Below are 22,416 nucleotides of genomic sequence, written 5' to 3'. Positions count from 1 at the left end.
GGTTTGAACCTGGCAAGGCTTCTCGATGGAATTGAGATCGGGACCGTGGATCGACCGGTGAAGCAGGCCGCACGTTTGCCGCCTTGGTCGTCTCGCGCATGCCTGCGGCTTTTTAGGCCGGAAGGTTGTTCATGGCGACGATGTCGCCCCTGCGTCAGGGTCGGGACCAGCACCTGCTCGGCATAGACCAGGAACACGGTGCCGTGCATTTGCCCCGTCAAGGTAAAGGGCGCGGTCATGCTGGCAAGCCGCAACGCGCGATGCGGACATCACATCACAATCGATTTATAAACGCAGGAAGTGCTCTAGAAGCGCCGCCAAGCGCATGGAGCCAGTAGCGCTTTAGGAGCCCCCTCAGCTTGCCCGTTGCTTCGCCCGGGCGATTGCTTCGGAAATCAGGCGCCTTGCGGCGGCCGCATCCATCCAATCGCCGATCTTCACCCACTTCCCAGGCTCCAGATCCTTGTAGTGCTCAAAAAAATGCTGGATCTGCTGGAGCGTGATCTCCGGCAGGTCCGTGAAGTTGTGCACTTTCTCATAGCGCCGCGTCAGGTGCGGCGAAGGCACCGCGATGATCTTCTCGTCCTGCCCGGCATTGTCCTCCATGATGAGCACGCCGATGGGACGCACATTGATGACGCATCCGGGAATAAGCTGGCGGGTGTTGCAGACGAGAACATCGATAGGGTCGCCGTCCTCGGAAAGTGTATGCGGCACAAAACCGTAATTTCCCGGATAGGTCATAGGGGTGTAGAGGAACCGGTCCACGACGAGCGTGCCGGCGCTTTTGTCCATCTCATACTTGATCGGCTGCCCGCCGACGGGCACTTCGACAATGACGTTCACATCCTCGGGCGGATTGCTGCCGATGGAGATAGCTTCGATACGCATTCTGAAATCCAAGTGAGCTCTGAAACAGTTTGCGGCTGCCTAGCCGCTTCGGCTGGTCAGTGCAATGCGGATCGTCCGCCAGCGCGTTTTGCAAAGGTGCGGCTTTCAGTCCCAGACGAACGCGATCTTGCGCAGGGCCTTGTTGTCGAATACTTCCACCCCTTCGGCCGCATCGCGCCCGCCGATGCCCTCGTAGAAGGAAATGGCGGCGTTGTTCTCTTCCAGTGCCCAGACAACGACGCCCTCGAAGCCGTGGGCCGAAAGCATCTCACGCGCACTCTCGAACAACCGGCGGCCAAGACCGATTCCCTGATATTCCGGGCTGAGATAGAGTTCGTAGATCTCGCCTGCCTGCCTGAGCTCACGGGCTCGGTTGCGGCCAAGCGTGGCGTAGCCGGCGATTTCGCCGCCAATTTCCAGCACCAGCACCGTTGCGGAGCGACCTATGGCATTTGCCCACCATTGTGGGCCGCGCCGACCTATCATCCGGGTGAGCACACGATGCGGAATGATGCCGGCATAGGTCAAGCGCCAGGCACGATCGTGCACGGCGGCGATTGCCTCCGCGTCGCGCCTTGTTGCCCTTCTGATGTCGATTGACAGTGTCGTCATGGTAAACAACCATACTCGTGATGGCCAACCGCTGGCAAGGGCGTGTGCGGGCTGGTTCACCGCCGGGGTGGTGGATCGGCGGCCTTTCTGGGGTTGAAACTGGCCTCCAGCCGGCGGATGAAGGCCAGGACGATGGTGCCGAGTAGGCAGGTCAACCCGGCAATGACCCACAGGCCAAGGCCGGCAGCCAGGCCAATAGCCGCCGCAAGCCACATGCCGGCACCGGTAGTAAGGCCGCGTATCTGCCCACGCTTGAAAATGATGAAACCGGCGGCGAGAAAGGCGACGCCCGCCGTGATGGCTTCGACAAGGCGCAGCGGATCCGCCCGCACATGCTGGTCGTTGAAGACGGGCATGGAGATGATCTCCACCGATACGATGGCGAAAGTGGCCGAAGCAAGGCAGACGAGCATGTGCGTCCTGAGACCTGCGGGCCGGTCGGCAAGCTCCCGCTCAAACCCGAGCACTCCGCCGAGCACGATTGAAAGGACGAGCCTGACGGCGATTACCTGCAAGGGGAGGGATGTCGAAGGGGTCAGCTCTTCGAGGAGAGTTTCCATGCGCCTTTGAACGCCACCGAAGCCTTGCGGTTCCGATAGGCGCGCGTCAGGGTGGGCAAGATGGTGGCATCACCACAATTCGAGACGTAAGCCAAGCCGGACTTCGTGGGTGGACAGGCCGTCGTCGCGCCCCTGCACGCCGGTCGCCCCTGCTCCAGCGCTTGCTTCGTCCCATGCAAACATGTCCCCGCCCCGCACGCGTTTGTAGCGGTAACCGAGGTCAGCCTTTAAATTGGCCGAAATATCGTAGGTAACGCCTGCCATCAAAGCATAGGTGAAGCGCCAGTCGGATTCGCCCGCGCGTCCTATGTTGTCGGTAAAGCCAACGCCGCCGCAGGGGACTCCAGCATCGACGCAGTAATAGTTGCTCGAAAGATCGTCCCAACGCAGATAGGTGAAGCCCGCTCCCGCGCCTACATAAGGCGTGAAGCCTACGAAGGTACCCAGATCCACATAGCCGTTGAGCATGGCCGAATAGCCGGTGACGTCTGTTTCGTCCTCGGAGCGGCAGGCGGTGCCTGCAGGACCGCTTGGACAGGGCGCTGCCGTGGATGTGGAGCCCGAGAAGGAGGATGTGAACCTGTCCAGTGTTAGATCCGCGCGCAGCAGGTCCGTGAAGGAATAGCCTACACCAAAGCCGAAGGTGAGTTCGTCACTTAGCCGCGCTGTATTGAAAGCGGTATCTTCATAGGTGAGGCCATCGAATGTGCGGAACGTCGGAGCCGCATTCGGCCTCGTGCCGATATGATAGCCGATGTCGCCACGCAGATACCAGCCGGAACCGACTTCTACTGGAACGTAATGCGGCGTCTGCTCAATTACCAAAGGTGGATCGTAATCGGCTGCGCTGACAGGAACGGCTCCGGCCACCACCGCAACGGCTGTGGCTGCCATCCAGCTGGAAAGCTTCTGCATAATCGTACTCCACCCGCACGGCGGTGCGCGCCGTATGACATGGGATGGATTGTTAACCATGATGGTTAACTCACGGTTAAGGATAACGAAAGCTTTCGCTCGGACTACAATTTTAGGAAACTGCACAAAAAGCTGCCCCGCCGATGCGGAGCAGCCAAACGCAAACGCTTTCAGGATACTTTATTTATAGACCGGAGGATCGTACGGAGGCGGCTCATAGGCGACGATCTGAGGCTCGGTAACAGCGCAGTGGAGGCTCGGTCCGCCGAATGTATAGCGCAGCCCGGCGCGGGCCTCGTGCACGTTGAAGCCGTCATCATATCCGGGGCCTGCGTTAGCGCTGAAGCCGAACATCCGCCCGCCCTCGATCCGGCTGAAGCGGTAACCTGCATCAAGCTGCAGATTTTCGGTCAGGCAGTACGAGGCGCCTGCCATGAGCGACCACGCAAAGCGCCAGCCCTTTCCGCCCTCATGCACGAACTCGCCATCATCATTTGTGTTCAGCAGATCGTTCCAGCGCACCCATGCTCCGCCGATGCCCGCGCCCACATATGGCGTGATGCCCCGGTAGGTGCCAAGATCGATATAGGCATTGGCCATCAAGAGCAGCGCCTTGTAGGACGATCTGTCCACTGAGGTGCAGGGCGCCATGGGGGGGCCGAAGCAGAAACCGGATGTCGAACCGCGGAAGTCGGACTTGAACCAGTAGTCCGCCGTCAGGTCGGTTCGCAGATGCCTGCTGATCTGGTAGCCGATGCCCCCTCCCAGCGACAACGCGCCTTTCAGATCCGCCGTATCGAAGTCGTTCGTGCCTGGCGGGGTGCCGTATGTGATGTATTCGATGCCGCGAATGTTAGACCAGTGGTAGTTGATGTCGCCGCGCAGATACCAGCCACCGCCGGAAACGGCGGGAGCTTCCACATATTGCGGCGGTGCGGGTGGCATGACAATCGGCGGCGGGTCATAGATGTCAGCCGCATGGGCGCTTGCCGCAAACCCGAGAGCGCTCGCTACGAGAAACAGTCTCGTTCTGCTTAACATTGTGTCCCCCAATTCCGCCAAGTGGCGCCCGGTACGATGAATGCCGAAAAATGAAGATGAAAAGTTAAGTCCGGTTTAACTCTCGCGTGCATTTGCGAAGCTTGGGATTACGCCAGCAGGAAAGCGGGGGCGAGCGAAGCACGCCTTTGCATACTGCAGCCATCCGCTTGGTCCTGGATGCCATCCGTGATCGTTATTCTTTTGACGTGGAACTGTCATCGAACTGTTACATGCACCCGTTATTGCCACTCCCGTCGCCCGAAGAACCAGGCGTCAACTTGAATTCCGAACAGGAGTAGGCAGGAATGAATTCCTTTTCCATTGCAGCAACCACAGCGGCTATCGCAGTTGCCGCCTCGCTTGGCTCCGCTGCGGCGCAATCGCGCGATACAATCCAGATCGCCGGTTCGTCTACCGTTCTTCCCTTTGCCAGCATCGTTGCCGAAGAATTCGGCCAGGCGTTCCCGGAGTTCAAGGCGCCGGTGGTCGGCTCCGGCGGCTCCAGTGGCGGGTTGCGCCAGTTCTGCCAGGGTGTGGGCGAGAACACTGTCGACATCGCAAATGCATCGCGCCGCATTCGTACAGGTGAGATCGAAGCGTGCAACGCGGCTGGCGTAAGCCAGATCCTGGAAATTCAGATCGGCTATGACGGCATCGTCTTCGCCACGAGCGCCGATAAGGGTGACTTCGCGCTTGAGCCGGTGCACGTCTTCAAGGCGATTGCCGCTCAGGTTCCGGTCGATGGTGAGATGGTGGACAATCCCTACACGAGCTGGAGCGAAATCGATCCTTCGCTTCCGGATCAGCCGATTTCTCTTGCTATTCCGGCTTCGAACCATGGCACGCGTGAGGTGTTCGAGGAACGGGTGATCAATCCCGGCTGCGAAGCTGCTGGACTACCGGAGATGGAAGAAGAAGCCAGAGAGGAAGCCTGCCTCGCTCTCCGTCAGGATGTGGTGGTGGAAATCGCTGGTGATTACACCGAAACCCTCGCCCGCCTGCAGAGCAATCCGGATACTGTAGGCGTATTCGGCCTCAGCTTCTACGACCAGAATCGCGATACGCTGAAGGTTGCCACAGTTTCTGGCATCTCTCCATCCCTGGAGACGATTGCTTCCGGTGAGTACCCGGTTTCCCGCCCCCTCTTCTTCTATGTGAAGGGCGAGCACATCGGGTCTGTTCCCGGAATCGAGGAATATGTAGAGTTCTTCATGTCCGACCAGATGGCAGGTGCCGGCGGCGCGCTCGAGACCGCCGGTCTCATCCCGCAGCCGGCTGAGGACTCCGAAGAGGTTCTCACCAATTTCAGGGAGCGCAAGGCGCTGACCGCGGCAGACGTCAAGGGCTGACCGCGGGTCGAGTTGAATGTGGAGGAGCGCCGGCCAGGCCGGGGCTCCTCCTTTCCCCGTATTGCAGGAACATTTTTTGTTGAACGTTCAGCAGACATCAAGGCCGGACCGGCAGAACAGCGCCTCGGGGGCGTGAAACCGTGAACATCGCTATCGTCACCTGCCTTATTCTTGTACTGATCGGCTTTGCCTATCAGGTTGGCTGGTCGCGCAGCCGGCAACTCGTTCCTGCTGGTGAACGGCTCCATTCCCGGCCAAATTATCATGGTTCCCTGGTCGCCATCTGGGCTGCTGTTCCGGCCCTCCTCATCCTGGGGTTATGGGCGCTTTTCGGTGACGCAGCTTCGCGCGCTTTCATCATCTCGCAACTGCCGCCGGAGGTGGCAAATCTCAGCGGCCCGGAACTGTCTCAGGCCATTGCGAGAGTGCGTCAGATCGCTTCCGGTTTCGGGGTTGTCGGCGAGCCTGTGCCCCATGAGGTGTCCGCAGGCCAGGCACTGCGCCAATTCCATCTCCTTGCCTTTGCATTAGTGATCGCCGCCGCTGCGGGAACAGGTGCACTGGCTCTTTATACCGCCCGCAAGCGTATCTCGGCGCGGTTGCGCGCCCGCAATGAGGTGGAGAGGTTCATCCGCCTTCTTCTGATTGGCTGCTCCGTCGTGGCGGTTCTTACCACGGTCGGCATCGTTGCTTCGCTAATGGCAGAAGCGCTGCGTTTCTTCAGCTATGTCAGTCCCGCCGACTTCTTCTTCGGCACGGTCTGGAATCCGCGTTTCTCCAGCGTCGGTGCAGGCACCGGCGAGTACGGCCTTCTGCCGCTGCTCTGGGGCACATTGATGGTGGCGGCCATCGCAATGCTTGTATCGCTTCCAGTCGGACTGATGACAGCGGTCTATCTCACTCAATACGCAAGACCGAAGATCCGTGATGCGGTGAAGCCAGTCATCGAGGTGCTTGCCGGCATCCCTACCATAGTCTACGGCTTCTTTGCGCTTGTAAGCGTGGGGCCGTTTCTTGCCGCGCTTGGCGATTTGCTCGGCCTTGAGATACGCGCCACCAGCGCGCTTACGGCTGGTATCGTGATGGGGATCATGATCATCCCCTTCATCTCCTCCCTGTCGGACGACATCATTCGCCAGGTGCCCCGCGCCATGCGCGATGGGTCTCTGGGCCTGGGCGCGACGCTGTCGGAAACGATCACGCGCGTGGTGCTACCCGCGGCACTGCCAGGCATCGTCGGCGCCTTTCTGCTCGCCGTCAGCCGGGCCATCGGCGAGACGATGATCGTTGTGCTCGCCGCCGGCAACAGTCCTTATCTCCGGCTAAATCCAGGTGAGCCCGTCTCTACCGTCACCGTCACCATCGTGAATCAGCTTACCGGCGATACTGATTTCGCCTCGCCGCAATCGCTGGTCGCCTTTGCGCTCGGGCTGACGCTTTTCCTTATGACGCTCATCCTCAACGTAGTGGCGCTTTTCATCGTCCGCCGTTATCGGGAGCAGTACGAATAGACATGGCCGAAACTTCCATTCAGCCGCCGGCCGCTTCCAGCACGTCTGGCGGAACGCTTCGGACGATCCGCGCCGGCCTTGCCCGCCGCCATGCGCGCGAGCGCCGCTTCCGGGCCTACGGAATTGCCGCAATCTGTGCTGCTCTCAGTGCTGTCGTCATCCTGTTCGGTATGATCCTGGTCAAGGGCGTTCCCGCCTTCACGCAGGCTACCCTCCGGCTGGAAGTCTTCTTTGATCCCGAGATCATCGATGTGGAACCGAAACCGGTGCAAGCGGCGGGGCAGTCAACCGCCGACTTCCGGAGAGAGATGCTCGATTGGCAGCGTCAGGTCACGCTAGTGAATTGGAACCGGATCATCGAGGCTGCGCTACGCAGAGCCGCCCCGGATATGGAATTCGATGCGCGTCAAGGCCTTTCGATTGTCGAGACGAGCGAACGCTTTGTCCTGCGCGACCGCTTCGTCGGGGATCCTGACCTGCTTGGAAAGACGATCAAATTGGATTTGCTGGCTTCCGCGAATGCGGACAACTGGCTGAAGGGCAATATCGACCGCAGCCTGCCGGATGCCCAGCAGCAGCTTTCCGCACCTGCCCGCGCGCTTGCCGACCATCTTGAGGAGACCGGCCTGATCCGCCAGGCTTTCGCCTGGCACATCTTCACCAATGTGGACTCGCGCTCTGCTCCGGCAAGCGCGGGCCTGGCCGGAGCGTTCGTGGGTTCGCTCTATATGATGCTGGTGGTACTCGTGCTCGCGGTTCCCCTCGGCGTCGGCAGCGCGATCTATCTGGAAGAGTTTGCGCCCAAGAACCGCTTCACGGATCTTATCGAGGTCAACATCAACAATCTGGCGGCAGTGCCTTCAATCGTATTCGGGCTTCTGGGCGCGGCGGTGTTCATCAACTATTTCCGCCTGCCACTGTCAGCTCCCATTGTAGGTGGGCTGGTGCTGACGCTGATGACACTGCCGACCATCATCATCGCCACGCGCTCGTCCCTTCGCGCCGTTCCACCTTCGCTGCGGCAGGCAGCCCTCGGGCTTGGCGCTTCCAGGATGCAAACCGTGTTCCACCACGTGCTGCCAGTCACCTATCCGGGCATTCTGACGGCCACCATCATCGGCGTAGCGCAGGCCCTCGGCGAGACGGCCCCGCTACTGCTTATCGGTATGAACGCCTTTGTCGCCGCCGTGCCTGCAACGCCCCTCGACCAGTCGACGGCGCTGCCGGTCCAGATCTATCTTTGGCAAGGCAACGAAAACCGCAACTTTTTCGAGGCGCGCACCTCCGCTGCAATCATGGTCCTGCTGGGTCTCATGATCGCACTGAACGCTCTGGCGATCTTTCTGCGGGCAAGGCTGGAGCGGCGCGGATGAACAACGATAACCCTGAGGCTTCCCAGATGCACATGTCAGCCGAAAAGATCGTCGAGCAAAGCGATCTTTACTCGATGAAATCCTCAACGGTGCGCACACCGGATCGCACCCCGAGGCCGGTCCGCATGAAGGCGCGTGAGGTAAGTGTATTTTATGGAAAGAAGCAGGCGCTTTTCGACGTTTCAATTGACATTCCGGAAAGGGCTGTCACTGCCTTCATCGGCCCTTCAGGCTGCGGCAAGTCCACCTTCTTGCGTTGCTTCAACCGCATGAACGATACCATAGAAGGCAGCCGAGTCACCGGACGTGTCGAGCTCGATGGCGCCGACATCCACGACGGCTCCATCGATGTCGTTGAACTGCGTGCACGGGTGGGCATGGTTTTCCAGAAGCCCAACCCGTTCCCGAAATCGATTTTCGAGAATGTCGCCTATGGACCGCGCATTCACGGCCTTGCCGCCTCCAGGCGCGATCTGGAAAGCATTGTCGAGATGAGCCTTCAGAAGGCGGGCCTCTGGAACGAGGTCAAGGATCGCCTGCAAGAGCCGGGTACCGGCCTTTCCGGGGGCCAGCAGCAACGGCTCTGCATCGCCCGGGCCATTGCGGTCTCCCCGGAAGTGATCCTGATGGATGAGCCGTGCTCAGCGCTGGATCCGATCGCTACTGCGAAGGTGGAGGAGCTCATCGATGAATTGCGGAAGAATTATACGATCGTGATCGTTACGCATTCGATGCAGCAGGCTGCCCGCGTCTCGCAGCGAACCGCGATGTTCCACCTGGGCAATCTGGTGGAGGAGGGGCCTACGGAAAAGATATTCACCAACCCAGAGGACAAGCGCACCCAAGACTACATCACAGGGCGCTTTGGCTGAACAGGCACATTGGAAAGGAACGGAAATGGCTGCACACATCGTCGCTTCCTTTGACCAGGAATTGAAGAATCTTGATCGTCTCATACGAGATATGGCCGACCTTGCCGCAGCGATGACCAAGGCAGCCACGCAAGCGCTGCTTGAGGCAGACAAAGCCCTTGCCCAGCATGTCATCTCGGATGATGCGATCATGGATGCCCGGCAGCGGGAGCTCGACGAAGGCGCCATCACCTTGATCGCCAAGCGCCAGCCCATGGCGCAGGACCTGCGGGCGGTGGTGGGCGCGATCCGCATGGCGGCCGATCTGGAGCGGATCGGCGATCTCGCCAAGAATATTGCCAAGCGCGTCGGCGCAATCGGCACCAGCACGTCATTGGGCAACCTTGCCCATTCGATCGACACCATGGCCGGGATGGTGCTCACACAGGTCCAGTCAGTAGTCAGCCATTATGTGGACCGCGAGCCCGATGCGCTTATCAGCTTGCGTAACGAAGACGAGAGGATCGACGTCCACTACACCTCGGTCTTCCGTGAACTTCTTACCTATATGATGGAGGATCCGCGCCAGATCACTGCCTGTACGCACCTTCTCTTTTGCGCGAAGAATCTGGAACGGATCGGTGACCATGTGACGAACATTGCCGAGAATGCATATTATGTGCTGACCGGCGATCAGCTTCCCGTTCAGCGGCCAAAACTGGACGAGACGCAAATGTCCATCGATTCACAGTGAGGCTAGGATGATCGCGCCGAAAATCATGGTGGTGGAGGATGACGAGCCGCTCTGTGTGCTCCTGCGCTATAATCTGGAGGCGGAAGGGTACCAGGTGGAGGTGATCTCCCGCGGCGACGAGGCCGATCTTCGCCTGCAGGAGAGCATACCCGACCTGCTCGTGCTGGACTGGATGGTGCCCGCTGTCTCCGGGATTGAGCTTTGCCGGCGACTTCGGATGCGCCCTGAAACGGAGAGGTTGCCTATTATCATGTTGACCGCGCGGGGGGAGGAGACGGATCGGGTGCGAGGACTCTCCACCGGCGCAGACGATTATCTGGTCAAACCCTTCTCAACACCGGAGTTCATCGCCCGTGTGCGTGCGTTGCTGCGCCGGGCTAAGCCCGAGGTGCTTTCCACTGTGCTGAAAGTGGGCGATATCGTGCTTGACCGGGAGTCGCACCGCGTCTTTCGCTCCAAGCAGGAGGTCCGGCTCGGGCCGACCGAGTTCCGTCTGCTTGAATTCATGATGCAGCATCCCGGCCGCGTCTTTTCACGCAGCCAGCTTCTCGACAATGTCTGGGGCGAGACGATCTATATCGACGAACGCACGGTGGACGTTCATGTGGGACGCCTCAGGAAGGCCGTGAACCAGGGCCGGTTGCCCGATGTCATCCGCACCATCAGGGGCGCAGGCTATGCCATCCGGGAAAGCTGATCTTTGCATTTCCCGTGACGCGCGGCGTCAAGCCACCTGCTCCTTCTCCATTCTTTCGGACTGAAGCCGGGTGCAAAGGTCTTTGTCGAGAGCGGTCAGCGCAGTCATAGCGCTGCCGTGCTGGATGAAGGGTCGGGCAATCGGCTGGGTTTCGAAACTGATAGTCCCGGCATGCTGCCCACCCGCAGTCTGTGCGAGCGCGCGGCGTATCTGAGGCTCCAGAATGTCGAAAGCCGCCGTGCCCTGGCCGATGATCGCAACAGGCGCAGGGTCGATGAGCGTGAAAAGATTTCCAAGGCCGAAGCCCAATGCTTCGCCTGCCTCACGGAAGGCTTGCCGTGCGGGCCCTTCCTGCCGGCGCGCAAGCTCCGCCAGTTGATGCATCTCCTCGGCCTCGATGTCATCAACCGGCTTTTCCGCTGCGTCCCTCCCATGTGCCCTCCGCCAGATGGCGTAGCTGCCGGCATAGGCTTCGATGCAGCCACGGTTGCCGCAACGGCAGAGCGCACCGCCCGGCCGGTGAACCATATGTCCGAATTCGCCCCCCGACGAGCGCGTACCGGTAAACAGCTTTCCGTCCAGCACCAGCCCCATGCCGATGCCCCGGGACAGGAGGATGGCGACAAAATTGTCCCGGTAAAGCTTGGGATTGTGCCAACGCAGTGCGACCGCAATCATGTTGCAATCGTTCTGCACCGTTGCAGGAACGCCGAACGCCTCCTCTAGAAGCGGTCCGAAAGGTACATGGGCATGTGATACGATTGGAGACCACAGGAGCTCAGTGCCTTCGGCGTTGGTAATCCCCTGTACGGCGAGGACGACGCGCATGAAGGCGCCATGCTGGGCGGCAAGCTCTCCCGCAATTTCGATGGTTGCAGCAACCAACTCGTCCCTGCCGATGGACAGCGTTTGCAGCTTTCGAGTCTTGCTGGCGATCACCCGCCCGCAATAATCCACCAGTACGGCGGACATATTGTTGAAGGACAGGTAGAGGCACATGGCCGACGCTGCCGCGGGATTGAGCCCGATGGCCACCTGCGGGCGGCCACGGCGCACCGGAGCAGCGGCCCCTTGCGGCGCTGCCTCTTGCATCACCCCTTCCTCTATCAGATCTGCCGCAATCGCCGAGATCGTCGAGTGGCTAAGACCGGTAAGCCGGGCAATCTCAGTGCGAGAAGGTTGGCCGGAACGCCGCACCGCGCCGATTACCAGCGCCCGGTTGCGGCTGCGCATCTCCTCATGGCGAATTCCCGCCGCTGTCAATCTTCCCTCTCCTCGATTTCTTTGCCGGATCAGGCGAATAACCGCCAGCAACTCTGGCAAGTCACGTCAGGCCGAAGTTCAAGTACGCTGCGGCACAGAACCCTTCCTGAAAGCGCCATATTGACACGCGCCGAAAGCTGCGTCATTCTTTTTTTCGGGTCTCGAAAAAAAGCTTGCAACGTCCGCTAAGGCGTGACTACGGTCCCGGATCTTTGAGGAGGGCGGGAAGGTTTCAGGGGCGTCATTGCCGGTCTTGGCCGGTGCCATGTGGAGGAACCGTGGCCGGTCGCCTTGGCTAAAGGCCACGATTTGCAGCGTGGATGCATTGAACTGAGGTATTGCGCGCCGTTGCGCGATGGGAGGAAATCATGAAGACCACCGTGACTGCCATTCTGGCCGGCCTTTCCCTTTCCCTTACGCTTCCAACATCTGCCTTCTCCGAAGGTATGACGATTGGTGTATCCTGGTCGAACTTTCAGGAGGAACGCTGGAAGACCGATGAAGCCGCGATCAAGGCGCAGATCGAGGCGGACGGCAACACTTACATCTCCGCCGATGCCCAATCCTCTCCGGCTAAGCAGCTCACGGATGTGGAATCGCTGATCTCCCAGGGCGCGGATGCCTTGATCATCCTGGCGCAGGACGCTTCGGCTATCGGGCCGGCCGTGGAGAAGGCAGTTGCTGAGGGCATCCCGGTCGTGGGCTATGATCGGCTGATAGAAGATCCGGATGCGTTCTATCTCACCTTCGACAACAAGGAAGTCGGCCGCATGCAGGCGCGCGCCGTCTTCGAAGTGCAGCCGGAAGGCAATTATGTCTTCATCAAGGGCTCGTCCGCCGATCCAAATGCCGATTTCCTCTTCGCGGGGCAGATGGAGGTGCTTAAGGAGGCAATTGAGTCCGGTGCGATCAAGAATGTGGGCGAGGCGTATACGGATGGCTGGCTACCGGCGAACGCGCAGCGCAACATGGAGCAATTTCTGACAGCTAACAACAACGAGGTCGATGCGGTCGTCGCCTCCAATGATGGAACGGCAGGCGGCGCGATTGCGGCACTTGAAGCGCAGGGGCTTGCCGGGAGCGTGCCCGTCTCTGGCCAGGACGGCGATCATGCGGCCTTGAACCGGATAGCACTCGGCACGCAGACCGTTTCCGTCTGGAAGGATGCGCGCGAGCTTGGAAAGGCGGCGGCTCAGATTGCCAGCGCGCTTGCTGAAGGGACGTTGATGGAAGAGATCGAGGGTGCCGTTAAATGGTCCGACGGTCCCGAGGGCATTGAAATGAATGCAGTGTTCCTTGCTCCTGTGCCGATCACGCGGGACAATCTCGACGTGGTCATCGATGCCGGATGGGTATCGAAGGACGTGGTTTGCCAGGGTGTTGGGTCAGGGACTATCGACGCCTGCGGCTGAGCAGCCGGTGCCGAAGCTACCGCAGCATCTTTCTAAGCTGTCTGGCGGGAGAAAGCAGTTCCGCATGAAGGTTCTTCGATGATGGATGCAACATCCCGTGCGACTATCCCTTCTGGGCGGAGCTCGGGAGTGAGCTTGCCTGTGCGGTTTCTCAAGGCCACCGAACTGGACACACGCATGCTGGGCATGCTGGCCGCACTCGCGGCCATCTGGATCGGTTTTCACATCGCATCGGGCGGCCTCTTCCTGACGCCGCGCAACTTATGGAACCTTTCGGTCCAGTCTGCATCGGTCGCGGTGATGTCCACCGGCATGGTGCTGGTGATCGTCACCCGGAACATCGACCTTTCGGTGGGATCTCTCCTCGGCTTTATCGGCATGATCATGGGCGTCATACAGGCGGAGATCCTGCCAGCATGGCTCGGTTTCGGCAGCCCTGCAATATGGATCATCGCACTTGCCGCGGGTGCTGCGGTCGGCGCGCTGGTCGGCGCTTTGCAGGGTTACATGATCGCGTTTCTCGGCGTGCCGTCCTTCATCGTCACGCTGGGCGGCCTTCTGGTTTGGCGCGGGGCAGCCTGGTGGGTAACCAGCGGGCGCACCGTGGCACCGATGGACGCAACATTCCGGCTCATGGGAGGCGGGCCGGATGGCGCCATCGGAGCCTTCTGGAGCTGGATAGTGGGATTCGTTGCCTGCGCGGCGTTAGCGGTCATGTTGATCCAGGCCCGCCGGCAGCGCCGCAAATTCGACTTTCCGCTGCGGCCATTCTGGGCGGAGTGCTTCCTCGCTGCAATCGGTTGCGTCCTCATCCTGGGTGCCGTTGCCGTTGCCAATTCCTATCCCTGGCCAGCCGGAATTGTGCGCCGCTATGCGGAGGCAAGCGGCATCACCGTGCCTGAAGGAGGGTTATTTATTTCCCATGGCATCGCCATCCCCGTGCTCATTGCTATCGGTGTTGGAGTTGTGGTGACCTTTCTAGCAAAACGCACGCGTTTCGGACGGTATGTGTTCGCCATCGGTGGCAATCCCGAGGCGGCTCTCCTGGCCGGAATTAATACACGCTGGATCGTCATGAAAGTCTTCGTCCTTATGGGGATCCTGACTGCCATCGCCGCTGCGATATCGACCGCCAGGCTGAACGCTGCCACAAATGCGCAGGGAACTCTCGATGAACTTCTGGTGATCGCCGCCGCCGTGATCGGGGGTACCTCGCTCGGCGGTGGCGTTGGCACGGTCGTGGGCGCCATGATCGGTGCCGTGCTGATGCAGTCGCTTGCCACCGGAATGATATTGCTTGGCGTTGATACACCTCTTCAGAATATCGTCGTGGGCGTGGTATTGGTCGTGGCTGTCTGGCTCGACACGCTTTATCGGAAGCGCATCCGATGAGGAGTAGCATGGAAAACCGTACTCCGCTCGTCGAGATGAGGAACATCTCCATCGCCTTCGGTGGCATTCGTGCCGTGGACAATGTCTCAGTCGATCTGAATGGCGGCGAGGTTGTGGCGCTGGTCGGTCACAACGGTGCAGGGAAATCAACGCTGATCAAAATCCTTTCCGGCGCTTATAGGCGTGACTCGGGGAGTATTCTCATCAACGGGCAGGAAGCCCAGATAGGTAATCCCCGGGACGCCAAGAAGTATGGGATCGAGACGATTTACCAGACGCTGGCGCTGGCCGATAATATCGATGCGGCAGCAAACCTCTTTCTGGGGCGGGAGCTTCGCACTACCTGGGGCACACTTGACGACGTCGCCATGGAGTCTGAGGCACGCAAGGTGATGGGGCGCCTCAACCCTCGCTTCCAACGCTTCAAGGAGCCCGTCAGCAAGCTGTCCGGCGGACAGCGGCAAACCGTTGCGATAGCACGCGCAATCTATTTCAACGCGCGGATCCTTATCATGGACGAGCCGACAGCGGCGCTTGGCCCGCAGGAGTCGGCGCAGGTAGCCGAACTTGTCCTTCAGTTAAAGGCGGATGGGATCGGCATTTTTCTGATCAGTCACGATATTCATGATGTGTTCGATCTTGCCGACCGCGTGGTGGTAATGAAGAATGGACAGGTAGTCGGCACCGTCAGCACCTCCGTTGTAACGGAGGACGACGTCCTTGGAATGATTATCGTCGGAAAATGCCCACCCGGCGCTGTGCCTGGTCCCGGTGCGCTGCAACTTGCCAATTCCGTTAAAGCAGGTTGACGAGGTTGATCACCAACAGGATGGCGACGACAGCCGCGAAAATGAGCAGGGACAGCCGGAAATAGCCAAACGGTCCATAATTCGGAGCCGGCGGCAGCGGGTCGCGCTCCTCGACATTCGCCATAGCCAGCCTTGCGGCATCCTCAATATTCCGTGAAAAACTCATCTCTTCCTCCGGACTTGTCCGACAATATTGCTCCCGGATAAATCACCCCGTCCGGCGGAAAAGCCCGATTAGAAGCGAGGCTGCTAGCAGGATGAGGAAGATGTAGAAAAGTACCTGCGCTATGCCTGCCGAGGCTCCGGCAATACCCCCGAAGCCAAGTGCGGCAGCAATGATAGCCACAACCAGAAAAACCAGAGCCCAATAAAGCATGGCGGCGCCTCCGAATCTGCGAGGAGTTCCCCTCGTCTTGCTGTAATGGAGTGAACGCCGGCATAGGGCCACGGGTTCCTTCACCGTAGGCAAAAAAGAAAGCCGCCCGGAGGCGGCTTCTTCATCTTCATGAGAGGGCCTCAGGCAGCGGCTGCGCGCGCCTGGTGGTCGAAGAACAGGGCTTGGCTGATCAGCGCCTTCACCATGTCCGGATTGAATGGTTTCGTTACCAGGAAGGCCGGCTCGGGCCGCTCCCCCGTTAGCAGCCGCTCGGGGAAAGCCGTTATGAAGATTACAGGAACCGGAGTGTCGCTGAGAATCTCGTTCACCGCGTCGATGCCCGAGCTGCCGTCAGCAAGCTGAATGTCCGCCAGCACCATGCGCGGCCGGGTTCGTTGGAACAGATTGGTAGCCTCTTGATGGGTGCGGGCGGTGCCCACCACCCGGTGCCCGAGACTTTCCACCAATTCTTCGATATCCATGGCAATCAACGGCTCATCCTCGATGATCATGATGTCCGTGGCGACCTGGCGGGAAATCTCGTCGCTCGCCTCGCGAAGAAGTGCATTAAGCTCTTTCTCGTCGAGATCCATGATTTCAGCCGCTTCCTCAGCCTCAAATCCTTCCACGGCAACCAACAGGAAGGCCTGGCGCGGTTGTGGGGAAAGAGCGGAGAGATTTGTCACGGCGCGTTGCTCCCAGGCCGTCGCTGGGTGAACGTCCGGAACGCGGAGCTGAAAGGTTCCGAAAAGTTTGCTGAAAAGCTTGAAAAGCGCGATTCGGTCGTTCGAGGCTTCGGGAAAGATGGATGTATCTGCGATAAGAGCTTCCAAAGTAGCCGCCACCAGCGCATCTCCGCTGGTCTGCGAACCGGAGACGGCTCGGGAAAACCGACGCAGATAAGGCAGATGCGGGGCAATTCTAGCGGACAAACTCATGCTGGCTTCGCCTCCTCGTGAAATGGGATACCGGCAATGCGGCTAAAGATTGTTGAGAAACGCGCCTTTTCGGAAAAAGTTCCGGGCTATGTTGGAACTTTTTCCGCAACCTTTGCGTTAGGATTGAATTTTTGAAGTGCAGGCACGTGAAATGACCAGAATGTATAAGGATATGGGGCGTGATACGGGCGAAGAGAAGCGCATGACATATCAGAAGCTGGAAGAGGGCCGGAACGGGGGGAAAGACAACTCATCTCATGACCCGCTGGGACCCAACTCCGAGATTGGCCGGAAGCTCAGGCAATATTACGACGAACTGGTGTCAGATTCTATTCCGGACCGTTTCAGCCAGCTCTTGAGTCAACTGGAGCACAATGAAGAGCCTCATTCCGGTGCAAAAGAGGACTGAGTATGTCGGCAACTTCGAGTTTTCGCGACGGTCTTCTGGCCGCGGTGCCAACCCTGCGAGCATTTGCGGTTTCTCTCGCGAAGAACGCCGACCGGGCGGACGATCTCGTTCAGGAAACGCTTGTGAAGGCGTGGGACAAGCAGGACAGTTTTCAACCGGGCACCAACCTGAAGGCCTGGTTGTTCACCATCTTGCGCAACGAGTTCTACTCGCAAATGCGTAAGAGGCGCCGCGAAGTGGAGGACGCTGACGGCATGATTACCGCGCGCCTGTCAGTCAATCCTAGCCAGGAAAGTTCGTCGGACCTAACCGATTTCCGAAGGGCGCTTGAACTTCTGCCGGAGGACCAGCGCGAGGCCATCATCCTTATCGGAGCTTCCGGCTTTTCTTACGAAGAGGCGGCTGAAATCTGCGGCTGCGCGGTGGGAACGATCAAGAGCAGGGTGAGCCGGGCACGCTCTCGGCTTCAGCAAATCCTCGCGATTGAGGGCGAAGGTGATTTCGGGCCCGATCCGGTAACTGCGCAGGTGACGAATTCGGCTAACGCCGCCTGAGCACGGGTTTGGGCCGCAAGATCTCCTTGCCGCCGATGCGCAACGTCATGGCAAACGCGAATACTGCCGTCGCCGCTCCTCGCTCAAGGCCCATTCGAAGCCTGGCAGGAGGTTGCGCGCGACGGCAAACAGGACTAGCAGCGCGGGTATGGCGATAAAGCCCCCAACCGGTCCCCAAAGCCAGATCCAGAAAGTCACCGCAAGAAATACCAGAAAAGGATTAAGCGTCATGCGGCGGCCGATCACCAACGGCGTGACGAACTGAGCCTCGATGCCATTCAGAGTCAGATAGATGAGGGGTGGAATAAGACTGCCCCACAGCGTTTCGAAGCTTGCCAGCCCGACGCCAAAAAGGATGACAGCCATTATGGCCGGACCGATATAGATGATAAAATTGAGGATGCCGGCTAGCGCGCCCCAGAGCGGCGCGGATGGGACACCTGCCAGCCAGAGAGCAACGCCTACGGCAAGGCCGAGACCGGCATTGATGACGGTGATGGCCAGGAGATAATTCGAGACAAGATACTCCACATCGCGGAAGATGTGAGCCGTGCGCCTGCGCAGCGGCCGGCCGGTGCATAATTTGAGCACCATGAGCCTTGTCTGGTGCCTGGTGGCAATGAAGAAGTAGAGGCTGGCAAGAAAGACGACGATCTGAGCGAGCAGCGCTGGCGCGAGAACAGCCATGCTCTCCACAGCCGAACCATCCTCCACGGAAACCGTTAGCCCGGCCTCGCCGGTAACGCTCCGGATCTGCTCGCGCACGCTCTTGAATGTGTTCAAGGGTTCGGAGAACGAGCTGAGTTGAAGCTGCAACTCGTTCCAGATCTGCGGCACCTGTCCCGCCCAGGAGGAAAGCGGAGCCGCGATGGCCGCGCTAAGGAGGCCGACAATCAGAAGAAATAACGCCACGGCCGCCGCTGCCGAAATGGTCGGTGGCACGCGCTTTTCCAGGCGCTCAGCAAACGGGCTGAGCATCAGGCCGACCACGATGGCGAGCGTTACAGGTGCAAGAAAGAAGCGGCCTGCATGGAGCGCGAAGAGGAGGACCAGGAAGCCTGTAAAGAGCACCGAGATCGATGCCGCCCGCCTCAAGACGTGGTCCGGATCGGACTTCGCCGGATGGCGTAAAGCGGGCTGTGCCCTTTTCGCATTTCTTGCGCTCATCTCGGCGTTCCAAAGCTGAGCAGCTTCAACGGGAGCCGGCCTCGTTGGTTCCAGGACAGTGGGAACCTCATTCCTCCTTGTGCGTTGGACGGGAGAACCAAAGGAGAGGATCATGGCAACAAGCAGCGCAAAGTCAGCCGACCAAGACAGCGGGGCAGCGGCCGGAGCCCGCACTGACGATATTACTGCTGACATCCGGCAGCTGCGCGAGGACATAGCAAAGTTGGCGGAAGACCTCCGCAGGACCGGGACAAAGTCAGTGTCGCGGGCGCGTCAAGCGGCGAGGGACAGCGCTGAAGAATGGCAGGACGACGTGTCCGAGGCCGTTCGCGAGAAGCCGTTGACAGCCCTTGCGCTGGCCCTTGGCGCCGGCTGGCTTCTTGGCATGATCATGCGCCGCTAGCGGGCACATCATGTTGGCCAGGCTCATTGCCCTGCTCGCGACCGGCGAGGCGGGGGTTGTCAAGCGGCGCGTAAAGACCGCCGTGGCCGCTTACGCCCTGCTAGCGCTTCTGGGGCTATTGGGCGTGATCTTTCTGCTCCTGGCGGCCTTTCTGGCTGTAGCAACGCGCTGGGGGGCAGTTGCTTCTGCATTCTGGTTCGGGATCGGATTTGTTGTGCTGGCAGCTGCCGTCTACGTTGTCTTTAGAAGCATTGCTGCTGCACAACGCAGGGCGCAGCAACAACGCCGGGCAGCAGATACGACGATGCTTGCTGGTGCGTCCGCGGTTGCGATGCTGCCTGCGGTTCTCAACAAGAGGATAGGGACGGTCGCTGTTCTTGTAGCCGTAGCCGGGCTCGCCGGCTACGCCGCCTATCGTGAGTACGGGCGCCGTGGCAATCGCGGTGCCGGCATGGGCGACTAACCCAATCACGGAGTTAGGAATGAACGACAAGGTACCGCCCGATAAAGCTCGCCAGGGCCGCGAAGGCTTCCCGGTACTCGTGATCCTTCTCACGAGCCTGCTGCTTGTCGGCGTTGTTTGGCTACTCGTAGAAATCTACGGCATGGTCATAGATGAGCAGCAGGAAGTAGAGACGCGGCAATCAAGCGACATTCCCGTGGAGGAGGGTGGTGCGCCAGGCGTGCCTGAGCGGGAGGCAACCGAGTAGGCGGCACCCGGCATACCAACTCAGCCTTCGTTTGGTACGAGAACTGCGAGAGATCGCGGGCAGAGATGGATATGCACCTCCTCCTCCAGTACGGACAGTTCGCCGTCAAGGGCGCATTGGAAGCGGCGTGCGGGTGAAAGTATCCGCAGCCGCACTTCCCTTGCTTCGTAAATATCCACCTGTTCGTTGTTCCGCCACCGCCCCAATGCCATGTTGGCCAGAAAGGCGATGAGCTCCCATCGGCGCCGCGCCCTTGTGGCATAGATACCCAGAATACCTCCATCCAGCCGATCCGCGTAGGGCAGGTGTCCCTCACCGTAAAGGTTATTGGTTACACTGATGGCGGAGGTATTCGTGATGAGTTCCTTCCCCTCGATCGACAAGGCTACTTTCAGATTGTGCGGCCTCATGATCGTTGTAACGGCAGCGCGCGCCGATGCCAGAAGCTTTCCCGGCCGGCCTTCGAAAGGGATCTGCTCGCGCAAGCGGATGAGTTGGGGGTGAATGCCGATCGAGAACTGGTGGACGAATGGGCGGCCGTTGGCGCGTGCAATATCCACCATCCGGATGCGGCCGTCTGCCAAAGCAGTGATGGCCGCGTCGATGTCGAGCGGGATTCGCAGGCTGCGCGAGAAAAGGTTCATCGTGCCGGTAGGCAGGATCGCCAGAGCTTTCGGGCTATCGGCCATAAGTCCTGCGGCCAGCGAGGCGGTTCCGTCACCACCAGCGACAAGCACCGCGTCCGCCGCCTCGCTCTGTGTAGCTTCCCGCAGCGAAGCAGCGACTTCCGTTCCCGTTACTGTGCGCAGCTCGATGATGTGCCCTGCGCGGTAGAACGTTTCGCTGATCCGGTCTCCTAGTTCTTCGAGATTCATGGTGCTGAGCGTGCCGCTATCACGGTTCAGCACGGCGATTATGCGCATGAAGGTTCATCCTGCCGTTGCGCGTTGCGTGCTGCCGGAAAATGGACAGCCTGACTTTTCGTTCCGGCAGCGAAATCGCGGCAAGCGGAACCGATCGAAGCGGATGACGTTTTAGCATCGTGGTGGCCGCTCACCCGATCTTCACTGACAGGTTCGGTCGGATGCGCGGCCATGTACAGAAAACCTGCACATGGAGAGCATATCATGATCCGTAACCTTTTGGCGACCACCGCGATTGCCACCTTGCTCGCAACTGGCGCGGTCGCACAGACCACGCCGCCGGCGTCCGATCCTTCCGCGACGATGGAACAGCAGACGCCCATGGTCATCCAGGCAGAGGGCATGCTGGCTTCCGACCTGATCGGCGAGTCAGTTTACAACAGCACCTCGGAAGATGCTGAAAACATCGGTGAAATCACTGATCTAATCCTTTCGCAGGACGGTCAGGTAGAGGCGATTGTAGTAGGCGTCGGCGGCTTCCTCGGCATTGGGCAGAAGGAAGTCGCACTGGAATATGACCTTGCTCAATGGGCCGAGCAGGACGGTGGCGAGCGCTGGCTGATCGTCGAAACCACCCGGGATGCGCTTGAGGCCCAGGAGGAGTTCGACCGGACTGCCTATCGTCCGATGCCAGCGGATGCGGAGGTTAGCGAAACACGTCCGGCAACCGCTGACGATCTGGCCACGGGACCGGCACAGCAGGGCGAACAGCCCGCTTCCGATGAAATGGCCGCGGACCAGCAGCCCGCCGACACTGAAACTGAAACCGATACCGCTGCAACTCGGACGGATAGCAATACGGAATCCGGATCGAGCGTAGCAGTTGTGCCATCGACTCCATCAGGAGCCGGTGCCGATGCAGATAGCGGCGAACAGGCGGCAGCGACCCAGGATCGTCCACAAGTCGATGACCAGCAGACCGCTGCGCAGGATAGCTCCGAGCGGACAGATGACCAGCAGGCCGCTGCGACGCAGAGCGGCTCGGAACGTCCAGATGACCAGCAGTCGGCCCAGATGGACAGCGATCAAACGTCCAGCGGTACGGACCAGACGACCACCGGAGCGATAGACCGCAGCAATTTGCAGGAAGCCCAACCTGACCAGATTAGCGCCGAGGAGCTTGCCGGTACGACGGTCTATGGTGCGAACGAAGAGGAAATTGGCTCGGTAGGCGACGTCATCCTAACGCCTGAGGGCGACATCGATGCCATCATCGTCGATGTCGGCGGTTTCCTGGGTATTGGCGCCAAGGAGGTCGCAATCGCCACCGACAACCTTATCTTCCATACCGATGAGGACGGTGATCTTTATCTCTTCACCGAGTTTACTCAGGATGAGCTCGAAGCGGCTCCGGAGTATAACGAGGCCGCTTACGCCGAGCAGCGCGAGGAGATGCGCATACAAGTGCAGTAATCCTTGGTGACGGCGGGAAAAGGCCCTGCTTCGGCGGGGCCTTTTTCTGTCGTCGTCGTTTCAAAGACGGTGCATCTTCCGGTAAGATCTTTT

Annotated in this window: 26 protein-coding genes; 15 read left to right on the top strand and 11 right to left on the bottom strand. The window is 59.7% G+C overall.

The features are described 5' to 3' along the window. Positions 1–354 precede the first annotated feature (354 nt). The 5 genes from ppa to HUS57_RS12260 form a co-directional block, all read right to left on the bottom strand. Positions 355–891 (bottom strand): inorganic diphosphatase, encoded by a 537-nt coding sequence (gene ppa / locus HUS57_RS12280; protein WP_173934157.1) that lies wholly within the window; start codon positions 889–891, stop codon positions 355–357. A gap of 105 nt (positions 892–996) precedes the next feature. Then, on the bottom strand, positions 997–1,503 hold the full coding sequence (locus tag HUS57_RS12275) for a GNAT family N-acetyltransferase (protein ID WP_173934155.1): 507 nt from the start codon (positions 1,501–1,503) through the stop codon (positions 997–999). A 56-nt stretch (positions 1,504–1,559) separates the two neighbouring features. Further along, positions 1,560–2,063 carry an MgtC/SapB family protein gene (locus HUS57_RS12270; protein ID WP_173934153.1) on the bottom strand — a complete coding sequence of 168 codons (504 nt, stop codon included), beginning with the start codon at positions 2,061–2,063 and terminating at the stop codon, positions 1,560–1,562. A 69-nt stretch (positions 2,064–2,132) separates the two neighbouring features. Next, positions 2,133–2,978 (bottom strand): outer membrane protein, encoded by an 846-nt coding sequence (locus tag HUS57_RS12265; protein WP_173934151.1) that lies wholly within the window; start codon positions 2,976–2,978, stop codon positions 2,133–2,135. 180 nt (positions 2,979–3,158) lie between these two features. Continuing rightward, positions 3,159–4,019, bottom strand: coding sequence for an outer membrane protein (locus tag HUS57_RS12260; protein WP_173934149.1), 861 nt, complete (start codon positions 4,017–4,019; stop codon positions 3,159–3,161). 305 nt (positions 4,020–4,324) lie between these two features. Between HUS57_RS12260 and HUS57_RS12255 the strand changes: the two genes are divergently transcribed. From HUS57_RS12255 to phoB, 6 genes are all read left to right on the top strand, one after another. Continuing rightward, entirely contained in the window at positions 4,325–5,368 is a 1,044-nt protein-coding gene (locus tag HUS57_RS12255) for a substrate-binding domain-containing protein (protein WP_173934147.1), read from the top strand. Positions 5,369–5,508: 140 nt separating this feature from the next. Beyond that, the gene (gene pstC / locus HUS57_RS12250; protein ID WP_173934145.1) at positions 5,509–6,879 is read left to right on the top strand and encodes a phosphate ABC transporter permease subunit PstC; all 1,371 of its coding nucleotides are present in this window, start codon (positions 5,509–5,511) and stop codon (positions 6,877–6,879) included. Between the two features lie 2 nt (positions 6,880–6,881). Further along, the gene (pstA, locus tag HUS57_RS12245; protein WP_173934143.1) at positions 6,882–8,252 is read left to right on the top strand and encodes a phosphate ABC transporter permease PstA; all 1,371 of its coding nucleotides are present in this window, start codon (positions 6,882–6,884) and stop codon (positions 8,250–8,252) included. Between the two features lie 26 nt (positions 8,253–8,278). Further along, entirely contained in the window at positions 8,279–9,124 is an 846-nt protein-coding gene (gene pstB, locus HUS57_RS12240; RefSeq protein ID WP_173935180.1) for a phosphate ABC transporter ATP-binding protein PstB, read from the top strand. Between the two features lie 25 nt (positions 9,125–9,149). After that, entirely contained in the window at positions 9,150–9,857 is a 708-nt protein-coding gene (phoU, locus tag HUS57_RS12235; protein ID WP_173934141.1) for a phosphate signaling complex protein PhoU, read from the top strand. Between the two features lie 7 nt (positions 9,858–9,864). Next, on the top strand, positions 9,865–10,554 hold the full coding sequence (phoB, locus tag HUS57_RS12230) for a phosphate regulon transcriptional regulator PhoB (RefSeq protein ID WP_173934139.1): 690 nt from the start codon (positions 9,865–9,867) through the stop codon (positions 10,552–10,554). Positions 10,555–10,581: 27 nt separating this feature from the next. On the opposite strand, the gene HUS57_RS12225 is transcribed toward phoB, so the two are convergent. Continuing rightward, a complete protein-coding gene (locus tag HUS57_RS12225; protein ID WP_348640572.1) occupies positions 10,582–11,817 on the bottom strand; it encodes an ROK family transcriptional regulator in 1,236 nt (411 codons plus the stop codon). A gap of 368 nt (positions 11,818–12,185) precedes the next feature. Between HUS57_RS12225 and xylF the strand changes: the two genes are divergently transcribed. The 3 genes from xylF to HUS57_RS12210 all read left to right on the top strand — a co-directional run bounded on the left by xylF (position 12,186) and on the right by HUS57_RS12210 (position 15,430). Next, complete coding sequence (gene xylF, locus HUS57_RS12220) at positions 12,186–13,229, top strand: D-xylose ABC transporter substrate-binding protein (protein ID WP_173934137.1); 1,044 nt, start codon at positions 12,186–12,188, stop codon at positions 13,227–13,229. A gap of 177 nt (positions 13,230–13,406) precedes the next feature. After that, on the top strand, positions 13,407–14,621 hold the full coding sequence (locus HUS57_RS12215; protein ID WP_246727928.1) for a sugar ABC transporter permease: 1,215 nt from the start codon (positions 13,407–13,409) through the stop codon (positions 14,619–14,621). 8 nt (positions 14,622–14,629) lie between these two features. Next, positions 14,630–15,430 carry an ATP-binding cassette domain-containing protein gene (locus HUS57_RS12210; RefSeq protein WP_173934133.1) on the top strand — a complete coding sequence of 267 codons (801 nt, stop codon included), beginning with the start codon at positions 14,630–14,632 and terminating at the stop codon, positions 15,428–15,430. Here the strand turns inward: HUS57_RS12210 and HUS57_RS12205 are convergent. The 3 genes from HUS57_RS12205 to HUS57_RS12195 form a co-directional block, all read right to left on the bottom strand. Then, positions 15,417–15,596 carry a hypothetical protein gene (locus HUS57_RS12205; protein WP_173934130.1) on the bottom strand — a complete coding sequence of 60 codons (180 nt, stop codon included), beginning with the start codon at positions 15,594–15,596 and terminating at the stop codon, positions 15,417–15,419. The genes HUS57_RS12210 and HUS57_RS12205 overlap by 14 nt on opposite strands. A 42-nt stretch (positions 15,597–15,638) precedes the next feature. After that, positions 15,639–15,806 carry a DUF1328 domain-containing protein gene (locus HUS57_RS12200; RefSeq protein ID WP_173934128.1) on the bottom strand — a complete coding sequence of 56 codons (168 nt, stop codon included), beginning with the start codon at positions 15,804–15,806 and terminating at the stop codon, positions 15,639–15,641. A gap of 140 nt (positions 15,807–15,946) precedes the next feature. Further along, positions 15,947–16,744 carry a response regulator gene (locus HUS57_RS12195; RefSeq protein ID WP_173934126.1) on the bottom strand — a complete coding sequence of 266 codons (798 nt, stop codon included), beginning with the start codon at positions 16,742–16,744 and terminating at the stop codon, positions 15,947–15,949. A 202-nt stretch (positions 16,745–16,946) separates the two neighbouring features. Between HUS57_RS12195 and HUS57_RS12190 the strand changes: the two genes are divergently transcribed. Both HUS57_RS12190 and HUS57_RS12185 read left to right on the top strand, forming a co-directional pair. Beyond that, positions 16,947–17,153, top strand: coding sequence for a NepR family anti-sigma factor (locus HUS57_RS12190; protein WP_246727927.1), 207 nt, complete (start codon positions 16,947–16,949; stop codon positions 17,151–17,153). 2 nt (positions 17,154–17,155) lie between these two features. Next, the gene (locus tag HUS57_RS12185) at positions 17,156–17,707 is read left to right on the top strand and encodes a sigma-70 family RNA polymerase sigma factor (protein ID WP_173934122.1); all 552 of its coding nucleotides are present in this window, start codon (positions 17,156–17,158) and stop codon (positions 17,705–17,707) included. Between the two features lie 45 nt (positions 17,708–17,752). On the opposite strand, the gene HUS57_RS12180 is transcribed toward HUS57_RS12185, so the two are convergent. Beyond that, a complete protein-coding gene (locus HUS57_RS12180) occupies positions 17,753–18,874 on the bottom strand; it encodes an AI-2E family transporter (protein ID WP_173934120.1) in 1,122 nt (373 codons plus the stop codon). 112 nt (positions 18,875–18,986) lie between these two features. Between HUS57_RS12180 and HUS57_RS12175 the strand changes: the two genes are divergently transcribed. The 3 genes from HUS57_RS12175 to HUS57_RS12165 are packed head-to-tail and all read left to right on the top strand — an operon-like array spanning position 18,987 to position 19,987. After that, positions 18,987–19,277, top strand: coding sequence for a DUF883 family protein (locus HUS57_RS12175; RefSeq protein WP_173934118.1), 291 nt, complete (start codon positions 18,987–18,989; stop codon positions 19,275–19,277). A 10-nt stretch (positions 19,278–19,287) separates the two neighbouring features. Then, complete coding sequence (locus tag HUS57_RS12170; RefSeq protein WP_173934116.1) at positions 19,288–19,740, top strand: hypothetical protein; 453 nt, start codon at positions 19,288–19,290, stop codon at positions 19,738–19,740. Between the two features lie 19 nt (positions 19,741–19,759). Next, a complete protein-coding gene (locus HUS57_RS12165; RefSeq protein WP_173934114.1) occupies positions 19,760–19,987 on the top strand; it encodes a hypothetical protein in 228 nt (75 codons plus the stop codon). A gap of 20 nt (positions 19,988–20,007) precedes the next feature. Here the strand turns inward: HUS57_RS12165 and HUS57_RS12160 are convergent, their stop codons facing one another. Next, complete coding sequence (locus HUS57_RS12160) at positions 20,008–20,910, bottom strand: diacylglycerol kinase family protein (protein ID WP_173934112.1); 903 nt, start codon at positions 20,908–20,910, stop codon at positions 20,008–20,010. Positions 20,911–21,114: 204 nt separating this feature from the next. Here HUS57_RS12160 and HUS57_RS12155 point away from each other — a divergent pair, with 204 nt between their 5' ends. Next, the gene (locus HUS57_RS12155; RefSeq protein ID WP_173934110.1) at positions 21,115–22,323 is read left to right on the top strand and encodes a PRC-barrel domain-containing protein; all 1,209 of its coding nucleotides are present in this window, start codon (positions 21,115–21,117) and stop codon (positions 22,321–22,323) included. Positions 22,324–22,416: the final 93 nt, after the last annotated feature.

The sequence above is a fragment of the Chelativorans sp. Marseille-P2723 genome (assembly GCF_902809845.1).
Lineage (GTDB): Bacteria > Pseudomonadota > Alphaproteobacteria > Rhizobiales > Rhizobiaceae > Chelativorans.
Note: the sequence above shows the minus strand (reverse complement) of the source record. Positions and strands in the feature narration are given on the sequence as shown.